The following is a 14,200-nucleotide window of genomic DNA, read 5'->3' as shown; positions in this document are numbered from 1 at the left end:
TTCCCGTCGCGGCGCGCCGCGCTAATCTGCGAGCACCAGCGCTCACCCGATCCTCCTTACCCCTGCCGAGAGGATCCCGTCCATGGCGACGACACGGGCCCCGCGCTGGACCCTTCCGCTCCCCGATCTGTCCCGTGCGCGCGCCGTCGTGACGGGGGCGAGCGACGGCGTCGGCGTCGAGATCGCCCGAGGCCTCGCCGTCGCGGGCGCCGAGGTCGTGCTGCCCGTCCGCAACCGCGACAAGGGCGAGCGGGCCGTTGCGAAGATCAGGGAGAGCGCTCCGGATGCCGCGCTGAGCCTCGTCGACCTCGATCTGGCACAGCTCGCCTCGGTCGCCGCGTGCGCCGACGCCCTGCGCGCCGACGGGCGCCCGATCGACATCCTCGTCCTCAACGCCGGGATGATCGCGCTCGGCGATCCCGCGCGGCACACGAGCCCCGACGGGTTCGAGCTGCACTTCGCGACCAACCACCTCGGCCACGTCGCGCTCGTCGCGGGGATCCTGCCCCTCCTGCAGGCGGGCCGAGCCCGCGTCACGGTGCAGTCGAGCCTCGCGGCGCGGTTCTCCTCCGTCCGCTGGGACGATCTCCAGCTCGAACGCGGGTACTCGGCCTTCGCGGCCTACGGCTCGTCGAAGGCCGCAGTGAGCCTCTTCGGCCTCGAGCTCGGGCGACGGAGTGCCGCGGAAGGCTGGGGCATCACGACGAACCTGTCGCACCCCGGCATCGCGATCACCAACATCGCGCCCGCCGAGCTGCTCGAGAGCCGCCGCGTCGGGGCGCGCCTGTCGCGCAGGATCATGGACGCCGGCGTCGGCGGCACGCCGGCCGAGGCATCCCTCCCCGCGCTCTTCGCCGCCGCGCGCCCCGATGCCGCCGACGGAGCCCTCTACGGGCCAGGCGGGCTGATGCATCTGCAGGGACCGCCGCGGCGTCAGCGGATGTACCGCCGGCTCGTCGACCGCGCCGCCGCCGCGCGGATGTGGGCCCTCTCGCAGGAGCTCGCGGGCGTGCGTTTCGCGGTTCGCGGATAGCATTGCGCGTGAACGGGTCGCTGGGGAGCGACCATGGGGTGACAGGTGAAGGGCCGCCATGTCTTCGAGCAATGCGCTGCGTCCGCGGCGCTCATCAGCGCGCGTGCGGCGCCGCCGCGTCATCGTCGCGGTCATCGCCGTCTTCGCGCTCCTCGCGGGCGCGGGGGTCGCCTACGCGGCGATCGCGCTGAACGGGACTCCGGATGCCGCGGCCGCACCGTCGGCGTCGCAGACCCCATCTCCCACGCCGACGCCGACCCCGACTCCGCTGACGCCGTCCGAGGCGCTGCTCGCGACGACGGCCGATCCCGCCGCGTGCGCCGTGAGCTTCCAGGGCGACGGCATCGCCGAGGCCCCCATGCTGCAGACACAGGGCACGCTGTACACGGCGCTCCCCGTCCCCGCACGTGAAGGGCTCGTGTTCGCGGGGTGGTACGCGACGCCGGCGGATGCGGCATCCTTCAGCATCCCGGCCCGTGTCAACGGATCCGAGCCGGTCGTCTGCACGGAGCAGGAGGCGATGCTCTACGGCGCCTGGAAGACGCCGGACGAGAACGTCGCCGAGAACGCGCGGATCCCGATCCTCATGTACCACCAGTTCACGGCGAACCCCGAGGGCGAGAGCGGCTGGCTGCGCGGCAACTACGCGTACATCGGCGACTTCGACGCGCACATGAACCACATCGCGACGGGCGGGTTCTACCTGCCGACGTGGGACGAGCTCAGCGCCTTCATCGACGGGCGGCTGTGGCTGCCGAACCACTCCGTCATCGTCACCGACGACGATGCCGATCAGTCCTGGTTCGACCTCGCGGCGCCCGTCGTGGACAAGTACAAGGTGCTCGCGACGTCGTTCATGATCACGGCGTACCGGCAGGACCCGCCGCCGAACCTCTACGTCCTGCGGCGCTCGCACACCCACGACATGCACAAGGCGGGAGCGAACGGCGAGGGCCAGATGGTCAACCTCAGCGCCGCCGAGATCGCCGCCGACATGGAGACCTCGGCGCAGGTGCTCGGTGTGAAAGAGGTCATGGCCTACCCGTTCGGGCATCACAACGAGACCTCAAAGGAGGGCCTGCGACTCGCAGGCTTCGAGATGGCGCGGACGATCGAGCCCGGGTACATCACGATCGGGACCGACAAGCTCGCGATGCCGACCGTGCGCATCAACTACGGAATGGGCCTCGACGCCCTCGTGAGGCTCATCGGCTAGACGCCCGGCTGCTCCCGGAGTGCTCGAACGCGCTTCTGCGCGCCATTCGGACAGTCAGTGCGCGATCCGGAGGATAGCGCTCTCCGCCACTCACAGAGCGGACGTTAGCGGTTTGTCGATCCCGACGTCAAATCGAGAGGCAGGAAAGGTCTTGTCTTCCGCTCCGGCCGGACGTACAGTGTGATCGCGCGAGGGGCTTGGGAGCTCTAACCGACTCGGTACACCCGATCGAGTCTGCGTGAAGTAAGGGGATGGTTCGAGCGGCAATGCCGCTGTTCGAGCGTGTCTTTTTGTGGGGAAGGTATGTCTACTGGGGACGCACTGTCGTGCGCGCCGTGGACCGCGGACTGAAACTGACCGTAGGGGGCGCGCCGCCGACTGCGGGCGCCGGAGGAGAGACCCGAAATCTCCTCCGGCGTCCGGCGGCGATCCGTCTGCGGTCGGAGCCGATGCCCGTGGCGATCGCGCCGCGTGTACAGCCTTCGCTGGAGCGAAGGCATCTTTGGGAGCGCCGGTACCGGCGGCGCCTCGCGCTGACTGACGCCGTGTGCGTCATCGGCGTCGCAGTGGCGGCGGCGAGCATCGAGTTCGCGGTCTCGCCCGAGACGAGCGGTCTCACGAGCGCCTCGCGCGTCGCGGCCCTCGTGGCGGGCGCATGGCTCGCGCTGCTGTGGGTCGGTCATACGCGGGAGACCGCCGTGCTCGGTTCGGGGTCGACGGAGTACGCGCGGGTCGCACATGCGACGGGGCTCGCCTTCGGCATCCTGTCGATCCTCTTCCTCGTCCTTCAGCTCCCGGGGCTGCGGCTGCAGCTCGTGACGGCGCTGCCGGCGGGGCTCCTCGCGCTCCTCGTGAGCCGCTGGCTCTGGCGCAAGTCGCTCATCCACGAGCGCGAGCACGGCGACTGCGTCTCGCGGGCCCTCGTCGCCGGCACGCGCGAGGACGTCGAGTACGTCATCGGCAACCTCGTCCGCGACCCGCACCACTGCTATGTCGTGATCGGCGCGACGACCGATTCCGGCGGCGGCCCGATCGAGGTCGAAGACCGCTCGTACCCCGTGGTCGGGTCGATCGCCTCCACTTCCGCCTGCGCGCGGGTGTCGGGGGCGGACACCATCATCGTCGCGAGCCTGCCCTCGCACGATCGCGACTTCATCCGGCGCCTGAGCTGGGAGCTCGAGGGCACGGCCGCCGAGCTCGTCCTGTGCAGCCGGCTCACGGATGTCGCCGGCCCCCGCATCTCGCTGCGCCAGCTCGACGGGCTTCCGCTCATCCAGGTGAAGATCCCCGAGTTCGAGGGCGGCATCCACGCTCTCAAGCGGGCGTTCGACATCGCCTTCGCGACACTCGCCCTCATCCCGATCCTGCTCCTGACGCCCTTCATCGCGATGGCTATCAAGATGGACTCCCCCGGGCCCGTGCTCTTCCGGCAGACCCGCGTGGGCCGCGACGGGCGGCAGTTCGGGATGCTCAAGTTCCGGACGATGACCGTCGACGCCGAAGCGCGGCTCGAGGCGCTGCGCGCGCAGAACGAAGGCTCCGGTCCTCTCTTCAAGCTGCGCCACGACCCGCGCATCACGCGCGTCGGCGCGGTGCTGCGCAAGTTCTCGCTCGACGAGCTGCCGCAGTTCGCCAACGTGCTGCTGGGCGACATGAGCATCGTCGGCCCCCGTCCCCCACTGCCTAGCGAGGTCACCGAGTACGACGGCACGGTCTCGCGGCGGCTCTACATCAAGCCCGGTATCACTGGCCTCTGGCAGGTGAGCGGTCGCAGCGACCTGTCGTGGGAGGACAGCGTGCGCCTCGACCTCCGCTACGTCGAGAACTGGTCGCTCACGACCGACCTCATGATCATGTGGCGCACCGCCAAGGTCATGGTCGCCGCGAAAGGCGCCTATTGAGATGGACAGAATCCTTGATTCCCCACACACCTGCGTCGCCCGTCCGCCCCTGCGCGGAACGCGCCTGGGTAGCAGCCCCACGCCCAGTTCACCGCGACCGTGCGGGTCTGGTCCCCGCCTCCGCGGACGGGCGGCGCAGCTCCACCGACACCTGATGCGCTCGCCCCGCAGGCTGACGGCCCGGATCTGAAAGGTGTGGCGACATCGTGAACCCGACAGTCCGCATCCTCGGCACCCACGGGGTGCCCGCGAACTACGGCGGCTTCGAGACGGCCGCCGAGAACATCGCCTTCCATCTGCGAGACCACGGCTGGACCGTCGAGGTCTACTGCCAGCTGGACGGCGCGGGCCCGATCGAGACCGATGAGTGGCACGGGGTCGTGCGCACGATGATCCACGAGCCCCGAGAGGGGTGGCGCGGCACCTCCGCCTTCGATCTGACGTCCATCCGGCACGCGATGGCGATCCACGAGCCGGGCGACGTGTGGCTGACCTTCGGCTACAACACGGGCGTCTACGACGTGGTCCCGCGGCTGCGCGGCATCCCGAACGTCATCAACATGGACGGGATGGAGTGGACCCGCCGGCGGTGGGGGCTCGCGAAGCAGGGCATCCTGCTCGCCAACGAACGGCTCGCGGGCTGGTCGGGCGACGTGCTGATCGCCGATCATCCCGTCATCGCGACCTACCTCCGGCGCCACTTCGGAGAGCGGCGCGTGCAGACGATCACGTACGGCGCGCACGAGGTCGTGAACGCGCCCACGGGGCCCGCGAAGGAGCTCGGCCTCACGCCGGGCGACTACGGGATGGTCGTCTGCCGGCCCATCCCCGAGAACTCGGTGCTCGAGATCGTGACCGCGTGGTCGGCCGAGGAGCGAGGCCGGCCGCTCGTCGTCGTCGGCCCGTACGGGATCGACGACCCGTACCAGGCGCGCGTCCTGGCTGCGGCATCCGACGAAGTCATCTTCCCCGGCGCCATCTTCGACGCCGAACGCCTGCGGTCGCTGCGCTTCCACAGCGCCGTGTACCTGCACGGCCACACGGTCGGCGGGACGAACCCCTCGCTCGTGGAGGCCATGGCGGCCGGAAACGCGATAATCGCGCACCGCAACCCGTACAACACGTGGGTTGCGGGGCCGTTGAACGCGTACTTCTCCGATGTGCGCAGCCTCGTCCGCATCCTGCGGTCGCTGCTGCCCGACGAGGACCACCGCCGCCGCATGGGAATGGCGAGCCGCGCCCGGTTCCGCGACGAGTTCACGTGGGCCCGGATCGGCGCCCAGTACGAGCAGGCCCTGCGCGACGCGCTCGGGCGACGAGGGCAAGTGCAGGAGAAGACGGGAGCCATCGCATGATCGATGTCGGGGTCGTGGGTCTGGGGAAGATGGGGCTGTCGCACCTGTCGATGATCACCGCGCACCCGGAGGTGAACGTCGTCGGGGTGTGCGATGCGACGGGCTACCTGCTCGACGTGCTCTCGAAGTACACGGGCGTGCGCACGTTCAAGGACCTCGACCGCATGCTCGACGAAGCCAGGCCCCAGGCGCTCATCGTCGCGACCCCGACGCATCTGCACGCCGGCATGATCCGAGCCGCGATCGAGCGGGGCATCCACATCTTCTGCGAGAAGCCCCTCGTGATCGATCCGGCCGAGAGCGCCGTGCTCACGGATGCCGCGGCCGCCCGCGGGCTCGTGACCCAGGTCGGGTACCACAACCGGTTCGTCGGAGCCTTCCGAGAAGTGCACCGGCTCGTCGGGCTCGGAGCGATCGGCTCCGTCAACACGGCCCTCGCCGAGGCGTACGGGCCGGTCGTGCTCAAGCCGTCGGGTCACACGTGGCGCAGCCAGCGCGCGACCGGCGGCGGATGCCTCTACGACTACGCGGCGCACCCCCTCAATCTGCTCACGTGGTACCTCGGCACGCCCGAGGCGGTCAGCGGCAGCCAGCTGACGAGCATCTTCTCGACGCAGATCGATGACGCCGTCGCGAGCACGCTGCACTATCCGGGCGGCACCGCGCAGATCGTGGCCAACTGGTCGGACGAGTCACAGCGCAAGATGACGACGAAGGTCACGCTGTGGGGGACGCACGGCCGCATCTACGCGGATCGCCAGGAGATCCAGGTGTATCTGCGCGACACCGCGCCGATCCCCGATGGCTACGGCGTCGGATGGAACGTCCGGTACACCACCGAGCTCAGCGAAGCGCCCTGGTTCTACCTCCGAGGGGAGGAGTACAGTGCGCAGCTCGACGCGTTCGTGCGGCGCATCGTCGACGAAGCGGTCGAAGGCGAGAACGACTTCGCGTCGGCGGCGGTCACCGACCGCGTCATCTCGATGATCGGCGAGGATGCGACGCGCGACGGCTCCCGCCTCACGCGGACCGGCTCGATCCGCACCCAGCGGCCGGTCAAGCGGGGCATCGGCGCCGCTTTCCGCAGCCTGAGAGTGGGGTCCTGACGATGACCGTCACCGCGACCCGGACGATGGACCGCCTCCTCTTCGGCGACAACCAGTTCTTCGGCGTCAACCACATGTCCGAGGAGAAGGCCCGCGCGCAGCAGATGCGCTTCCAGGACACCGCCGCGATCATGCACGTCATCGACGCCGCGTACGACGAGGGCATCAGGACCTTCATGTGCACGACGCACGACCGCATCGCGGAGGTCTGCGACGCCGTCCGGGCCGATCCAGCGAGGTATGCGGGCCTCAAGCTCTTCCCGTGCATGCCTTACGCGCACAAGTACGCGAACGCCGTCACCGAGGACGGCTTCCTCGGCGCCATCCGCAAGTTCCTGCCAGATGAGGGACTGCTCGACAGCATCGCACGCGGCGCCACGTCGCTCGCCCGCAAGGACATAGAAGGCGTGTCGACCCTGCTCGTCGACGCCGAGCTCAAGATGTTCGCGGGACTCGACACGCCCGTGATCTGGATGCAGAACGTCGTCGTCGACCTGCTCTCGGGGCTCGGGTTCACGGACGCGCTGCGCATCTTCGCCGACCACGTGAGCCGGCGCTACAACGCGCAGCCGGGCTTCATCACGATGAACCTGCCCCGGCTGCTCGACGACCTGGACCGCGTCGGCGTGCAGAACCCGATCGTGTGCTCCAACATCAACAAGCTGGGATTCCGGATGTCGGGAGGCGTCGAGGCGTACCTCGACGCGATGGAGAAGCGGCCGTTCCGCGCTGTCGCGATGTCGGTCATGGCGAGCGGCGCGCTCCCTGCGCGCGAGGCGCTCGAGTGGGCGTGCGCCCTGCCCAACCTCGAGTCGATCGTGTTCGGCGCATCCAGCCGCGCCAACATCTCCTCGACCGTCGGCCTCGTCGACGAGTACTGGCGGGGGGCCTGACATGGTCGCGCCCGCCGAGCGGTCTTCCTACGGAACCGTCCTCATCGCCAATCCCTCCGCCGACCTCTACGGCTCGGACCGGATGGCGCTCGAGGCCGCGCGGGGACTCGTCGCGCTCGGCTGGCGCACCGTCGTCACGTGCTCGACCGACGGACCGCTCGTGCCGCAGCTGCGCGCCGCCGGCGCCGAGGTCGAGATCCTCCCGGTCCCCGTCGTGCGCAAGAGCATGCTCAGCGTCCGCGGGATGCTGTCGCTCGTGGGTGAGGTGCTCGTGCAGCTGCCTCGCATGCGGCGGCTTCTGGGCGAGCTCCAGCCCGACGTCGTGCTGGCCAACACCGTGACGCTGCCGTTCTGGACGCTGGCCGCCCGCCTGTCGCGCCGGACGATCGTCGTCTACGTGCACGAGGCGGAAGCGGGGCTCTCGGCGCCCGCGCGCGCACTGCTCACAGCTCCGCTGCGACTCGCGAACGCGGTGGTCTTCAACTCCGAGACGAGCAGGCGCGTGTCGGGCTCACCCGGACTCGAGAAGCTCGGTCGTGCCCACGTCGTGCCGAACGGCGTCGGCGGCCCGCGGCAGCCGCGCGCCGCGCGCGAGGAGCTCGAGGGCGCGTTCCGCATCGTCTACGTCGGCCGGCTCTCGCCGCGCAAAGGCGTCGACCTCGTCGTCCGCGCCGCCGCGCTTCTGCGCGACGCGGGCATCCAGCCGCAGGTCGAGCTCGTCGGCGCGGTCTTCCCCGGATACGAGTGGTACGAGGCGCAGCTGCGCACGCTCGTCGACGAGCTCGACCTCGCGGCGCACGTGCGCTTCTCGGGATTCCACGAGGTCGTGTGGGACGACTTCGCGGCGGCGGATGTCGCGGTCGTCCCGTCCCGTCTTGACGAGTCGTTCGGGAACGTCGTGATCGAGGCGCTCCTCAGCGAGCGCCCCGTCGTCGTCGCGGATCACTCGGGGCTCGCCGAGGCGGCCACGGGGTTCGACGCGGCGGTGCTCGTGGCGCCCGACGACGCCGAGTCGCTCGCGCTCGGACTGCGGCGCGTTCACGACCGGTGGGCCGAGTACCGGCTCGCCGCGCGGCGGGATGCCGTGCGGGCCCAGCTCCGATACAGCCCCGAGAGGTTCCACTCGCGTCTCTCCCGCGCGCTCGACGTGCAGGCACGGCCTGCCGCGAGCGCCCCGACCAAGGAGGCGCAATGGGCGCCCCGCGAAGTCCTCGACTGACCCGGCTGTGGGCCGCGGCGGCCGCGACGGTGCTGTGCATCGTCCTCGCGGCGTGCTCCGCGGCGCCCGGGCCCGCGGGCGCGGGCCCGACCCGCGAGTCGACGCCCGACTCCTCGCGCACAGCGCCCGCTCCGGCCCCGTCGGCATCGGCGTCCGCCTCGGGCGTCGACCCGGGGACGGGGACGGATGCCGCTCCCGACGTCGATTCCGACCAGCCCGTCGAGAAGGTCGGGCGACCGGGCGACCCGGCTGCGCCGACGCAGGAGGCCGATCCTGCGACGACCGCCGACCCCGTGACCTACCCCGACGGCGTGAGCGTCCGGATCACCGACGTGTCGTTCGGCGAGGAGACCGCCAAGGGCCCCGGCAGCTTCCCGGGCCGGGGCTACTCGCGGCTCACGCTCGAGCTGTCCAACGGCTCCGCCGACCGCATCGATCTCGGAACCTCGGTCCTCACAGTCCTCGACAAGGACGGCGGACGGGTGCAGCCCGTCTACGCCGACGAGGCGGACGTGCAGGACTTCGCGGGAACCCTCGCCTCCGGCGCGACCGCGACCGCCGTCTACGCGTTCGCGATCCCCGAGGAATCCATGTCGCAGATCACGCTCGTCGTCGACTTCGACGCAGGACACACATCCGCCGTCTTCCGCGGAGGGCTCGACTGACATGCCTTCCGCAGCCGCCCGTCACCCGCACAGCGCACCGATCAGAGGAACTGTCATGCAAGGCACCCACCGCGACCGGCTGGGCACTGCAGCCCGCCGCACCGTCGCATCGCTCACAGCCGCGGCGATGACCATCGCCGCCCTCGCCCTCGTGGTGGTGCCTTCGTCCCCTGCGGCGGCCGCCGACCCTCCGGTGCTGCCCGACACGGTCACCGTCGATGTGCTGCCCACGTGGCAGATCAACGGCGTCGTGTGGAGCCAGACCGTCGTGGGCAACAACGTCTACGTCACCGGCAGCTTCACCAAAGCCCGTCCCCCCGGGGTGGCTGCCGGTGGCGCCGGCGAGATCGACGCCCTGAACATCTTCGCGTTCGACATCACGACCGGAAGTCCGATCCCGAACTTCGCGCACTCGCTCGACGCGCAAGGCCTCATCGTGCGCGCCGCGCCGGACGGCAAGACCGTCTACTTCGGCGGCGACTTCACGTCTGCCGATGGCCAGGCACGGTCGCACGTCGCGGCGTTCGACGTCGCGACGGGCGCGCTGCTCTCCTGGGCGCCGCGCACCGACGGCCAGGTCCGCGGCTTCGCGTTCGCGGGCGACACCGTCTACGTCGGCGGCAACTTCCGCTCGAGCGGCGGCCAGCCGCGCACGGAGCTCGCCGCGTGGAACTCCAAGACCGAGACGATCACGACCTGGGCGCCGGTGGCCGCCGGCGACGGCTTCGTGTGGGACATGGTCACGAGTCCCGACCGCTCGCGCGTCATCATCGCGGGCTCGTTCACGCAGCTGAACGGTGCGACCGCCTACGGCATGGGGTCGCTCGATGCCGTGACCGGCAACACGATGCCCTGGGCCGCGGTCGACAGGATCAAGACGGCCGGCCTGAACGGCGCCATCTCTAGCCTCAGCACCGACGGCGCGCAGGTCTTCGGCACGGGCTACGCCTTCGGCGCGGGCGCGTCGTTCGAGGGCACCTTCGCCGCCGATCCGTACACGGGCAGCATCAATTGGATCAACGACTGCCTCGGCGACACCTATTCGAGCTTCCCGCAGGGGCAGGTGCTGTACTCGGTAGGCCACCGGCACGACTGCACGGTCGTGGACGGCTTCCCCGACACGAGCCCGCGCTCCCGCTGGCAGAAGGCGACCGCCGAGCCCACCTTCCCCGTCGGCATCACCACCAGGAAGGACGCCTACGGCTGGGATTACACCGGAATCCCGTTCGCAGGACTGCTGCACTGGTACCCCGACCTCGAGTTCGGCACCTACACGTCAGCGCGCCAGGCGGCATGGTCGGTGACGGGCAACGACACCTACATCGTCCTCGGCGGTGAGTTCCCGAAGGTCAACACGACGGCCCAGCAGGGTCTCGTGCGCTTCGCGAAGCGCGCGACCGCGCCGCACGCCGTGGCGCCGCTCAACAACACCGCGTTCACGCCCGCGCCCTACTCGAACGAGGCCGGTCTCGTGCGGGTGCCCTTCGGAAGCGTATGGGACCGCGACAACACCGCGATCACCTACGACGTGTTCCGCAGCCCCGCGACGAAGATCGCGACCTTCACCCGCACCGACAGCGAGTTCTGGCGCCTCCCGAGCCTCAGCATCACCGACACGGGCCAGACCCCCGGAACGCAGGTGCGCTACCAGGTGCGCGCGAAGGACGCCGACGGAAACATCCAGTGGAGCGCGTGGTCGCCCTACGTCACGGTGTCCGCGGCTGCGCCATCCGTCTACCGCAGCGCCGTCCGCGCGAGCGGTCCGACGCACTACTGGCGCCTCGACGAGACGACCGGCACGAAGCTCTTCGACGACGTCGGCGATGCGCCCGGGACGCTCCTCAGCCTGACCCTCGGAGCGGGCGGCGCGCTGCTGAACGATTCCGATGCCGGTGTGACCTCGGCGGGCGGCAGCAACCCCCGGATGACGACGACCGACATCGCTCCCGCCGGGGTCGCGGCATCCGTCGAAGCCTGGATCAAGACGACGAGCACGCGCGGCGGTCGGATCGTCGGCTACGGCAACTCGGCGACCGGGACCTCGACCTCGGGCATGACCGACCGCGTCCTCTATCTCGACGCGACCGGGCACGTGAACTTCGCGATCAACGACGGCTCGTACCGCACGGTCTACAGCCGGTCGAGCGTCAACGACGGGCAGTGGCACCACCTCGTCGGGACGGTCGGAAGCGGAGGCATGGAACTGTACGTCGACGGCATCCGCGTGAATCGCGACCAGAACTACACGACGCCCAAGGCCTACGACGGCTACTGGCGCATCGGCGCCGACCAGACCGGCAGCTTCACCAACCGGCCCAGCGACGCGGGCCTCTCCGGCACGATCGACGACGTCGCGGTCTACGCGAAGGCACTCACCAAGACCGACATCCAGGGTCACTACCTCGCGAGCGGCCGCGGCGCGGCGTGGAGCGCGGCACCCGTGGACGCCTACGGCACCGCCGTCTCGGCCGATCAGCCCGACCTCTACTGGCGTCTCGACGAGACGGCGTCGGGCACGGTCCGCGACTTCGCGGCCGGCGGCACGACGGGCAACCAGACCGGGACCGTCACCCGTGGCGCCGCGGGTGCGATCACGGGCGACACCGCGACGGGCTTCAACGGCTCGTCGGGGCTCGTCGTGGCACAGGAGGCGTGGAACGCGCCGAAGGCGTACACGGCGGAGGTGTGGTTCAAGACGACGAGCACGAGCGGCGGCAAGCTCATCGGGTTCGGCAATGCGACGAGCTCGCTGAGCACGTCGTACGACCGGCACATCGTGATGCAGAGCAACGGCAGGCTCAGCTTCGGCGTCAACAGCGGCGGTCAGGTGAGCCTCGTGAGCCCGACGGCCTACAACGACGGGCAGTGGCACTACGCCGTCGCGTCGCAGGGACCGGACGGCATGAGGCTGTGGGTCGACACGAAGCTCGTCGGCAGCAACACCGTCACGGGCTCGCAGAACTACCGCGGGTACTGGCGCGTGGGCGGCGACCGCACCTTCGGCAGCACATCGAGCAACTACATCAACGGCACGCTCGACGAGGCTGCGGTCTACGCCTCGGTGCTCAGTGAGGACCGCATGCGGGCGCACTACGCGGCGAGCGGCCGGACTCCCGGTGAGCGCGCGCCCGTGGCGTCGTTCACCGTCACGAAGAACGAGCTGACGGCGGATGTCGATGCCACGGCATCTACGGACGCCGACGGCAACCTCGCGACCTACGAGTGGACGTTCGGCGACGGCGCGACGGCGACCGGGGTCACGGCCTCGCACGTGTACACGCTGGCCGGCACCTACACGATCACCCTGAAGGTCACGGACGCCACGGCGCTCAGCAGCACGACGACAAGGACGGTGTCGGTCGCGCCCAACCAAGCGCCGACCGCCGCGTTCACCGCGACGCCGACGCACCTCTCGGTGGCGTTCGACGCCGCGACCTCGTCGGATTCCGACGGGACCATCGCCGGCTATGCGTGGGACTTCGGGGACGGGCAGACGGCGACCGGGGCGACGGCGACGCACGTCTATGCCGCGGCCGGCACCTACACCGTGGCGCTGAGCGTCACCGACGACGACGGCGCCGTGGGCACGCTGTCCAAGAGCGTGACCGTCTCGGAGGCTCCCAACGTGCCGCCGGTCGCCGCGTTCACGGTCAGCAGCGACCTGCTCACCGTCTCGGTCGACGGCTCGGGGTCGAGCGACACGGACGGGACGATCGCGAGCTACGCATGGCAGTTCGGCGACGGAGCGACGGGGACGGGCAGCACCGCCCAGCACTCGTACGCGACCGCCGGCACATACACGGTGACCCTCACCGTGACCGACAACCGCGGCGCGACGGCGACCGTGACGCACGATGCGACGGCGGTGGCCAACCAGGCTCCGACGGCATCGTTCACGTCCACGGTGACCGACCTCACCGCGGCGCTCGACGGGTCCGGATCGGCGGACGTGGACGGAACGGTGACCTCGTATGCCTGGGACTTCGGTGACGGAACCACCGGAGCCGGCGCCACGACGTCGCACCCGTACGCCGGTCCGGGCGCCTACACGGTGACCCTCACCGTGACCGACAACCGAGGCGCCACGGGCGTCACGAGTCAGTCGGTCACGGCGACGGCGCCTCTCGTGTGGGCGAAGGACTCGTTCGAGCGGACGGCGACGAACGGGTGGGGCACCTCCGAGGTCGGCGGGGCCTGGACGATGAACCCCGGCACCGCGACGGCCCTGAGCAAGTTCTCCGTCGCGGGCGGCGTCGGCAAGGTGACGCTGTCGGCGGGCAACAGCTACACGGCTTCGCTGCCCGGCGCGACGCCGTCGACGAGCACGGAGGAGCGGTTCACGATCGCGATCAACCAGCCGTCGACCGGCGGCGGGTACTACTTCTCGGGGATCGGCCGGCAGATCGACAACCTCAATGACTACCGCGCGAAGTTCCGCGTGGCATCGACCGGGGCCGTCGCACTCTGGCTGACGCGGACGGTGGGCGGCGCCGAGACGGTGCTCACGAGCATCACGATCCCTGGGCTGTCCGTCACGACACCCGACTCGCTCAACGTGCGGCTGCAGGTCACGGGCGTAAACGCAACGACGCTCAGGGCCAAGATCTGGCGCACCGGCACGGCCGAGCCCGCAGCCTGGGCGCTGACGGCGACCGACAGCACCGCGGTGCTGCAGGCTCCCGGCTACGTCGGGGTCAACAGCTACCTGTCGTCCAGTGCGACCACGGTTCCCGTCGTGTACAGCTACGACGGCTTCTTCGCCGGCCCGGCGCAATGACCGGGTGACAAGGGTTCGGCTGGGATCTCGCTTGG

General features: G+C 70.2%; 9 protein-coding genes. All 9 read left to right on the top strand.

Annotation, left to right across the window (positions count from 1 at the left end; all coding sequences use genetic code 11):
• Positions 1-82 precede the first annotated feature (82 nt).
• The 9 genes from MJ607_RS13840 to MJ607_RS13800 all read left to right on the top strand — a co-directional run bounded on the left by MJ607_RS13840 (position 83) and on the right by MJ607_RS13800 (position 14,165).
• Positions 83-1,033 (top strand): SDR family oxidoreductase, encoded by a 951-nt coding sequence (locus MJ607_RS13840; RefSeq protein WP_243076181.1) that lies wholly within the window; start codon positions 83-85, stop codon positions 1,031-1,033.
• 58 nt (positions 1,034-1,091) lie between these two features.
• Positions 1,092-2,249, top strand: a complete 1,158-nt coding sequence (locus MJ607_RS13835; protein ID WP_243076180.1) for a polysaccharide deacetylase family protein — start codon at positions 1,092-1,094, stop codon at positions 2,247-2,249.
• Between the two features lie 545 nt (positions 2,250-2,794).
• Entirely contained in the window at positions 2,795-4,150 is a 1,356-nt protein-coding gene (locus MJ607_RS13830) for a sugar transferase (RefSeq protein ID WP_243076179.1), read from the top strand.
• A 206-nt stretch (positions 4,151-4,356) separates the two neighbouring features.
• Positions 4,357-5,505, top strand: a complete 1,149-nt coding sequence (locus tag MJ607_RS20235; protein ID WP_243076178.1) for a DUF1972 domain-containing protein — start codon at positions 4,357-4,359, stop codon at positions 5,503-5,505.
• Positions 5,502-6,611, top strand: coding sequence for a Gfo/Idh/MocA family protein (locus MJ607_RS13820; protein WP_243076177.1), 1,110 nt, complete (start codon positions 5,502-5,504; stop codon positions 6,609-6,611). Before MJ607_RS20235 ends, MJ607_RS13820 begins: the two co-directional genes overlap by 4 nt.
• A 2-nt stretch (positions 6,612-6,613) precedes the next feature.
• Entirely contained in the window at positions 6,614-7,504 is an 891-nt protein-coding gene (locus MJ607_RS13815) for a hypothetical protein (protein WP_243076176.1), read from the top strand.
• 1 nt (position 7,505) lies between these two features.
• Positions 7,506-8,723, top strand: a complete 1,218-nt coding sequence (locus MJ607_RS13810; RefSeq protein WP_243076175.1) for a glycosyltransferase — start codon at positions 7,506-7,508, stop codon at positions 8,721-8,723.
• Positions 8,696-9,388, top strand: a complete 693-nt coding sequence (locus MJ607_RS13805; RefSeq protein ID WP_243076174.1) for a hypothetical protein — start codon at positions 8,696-8,698, stop codon at positions 9,386-9,388. The genes MJ607_RS13810 and MJ607_RS13805 overlap by 28 nt, the downstream gene beginning before the upstream one ends.
• A gap of 55 nt (positions 9,389-9,443) precedes the next feature.
• Positions 9,444-14,165 (top strand): PKD domain-containing protein, encoded by a 4,722-nt coding sequence (locus MJ607_RS13800; RefSeq protein WP_243076173.1) that lies wholly within the window; start codon positions 9,444-9,446, stop codon positions 14,163-14,165.
• The last annotated feature ends 35 nt before the right edge of the window (positions 14,166-14,200 follow it).

Origin of the sequence: Microbacterium sp. SS28 (genome assembly GCF_022761035.1) — a bacterium.
Lineage (GTDB): Bacteria > Actinomycetota > Actinomycetes > Actinomycetales > Microbacteriaceae > Microbacterium.
This window is presented reverse-complemented; position numbering and strand designations above follow the sequence as displayed.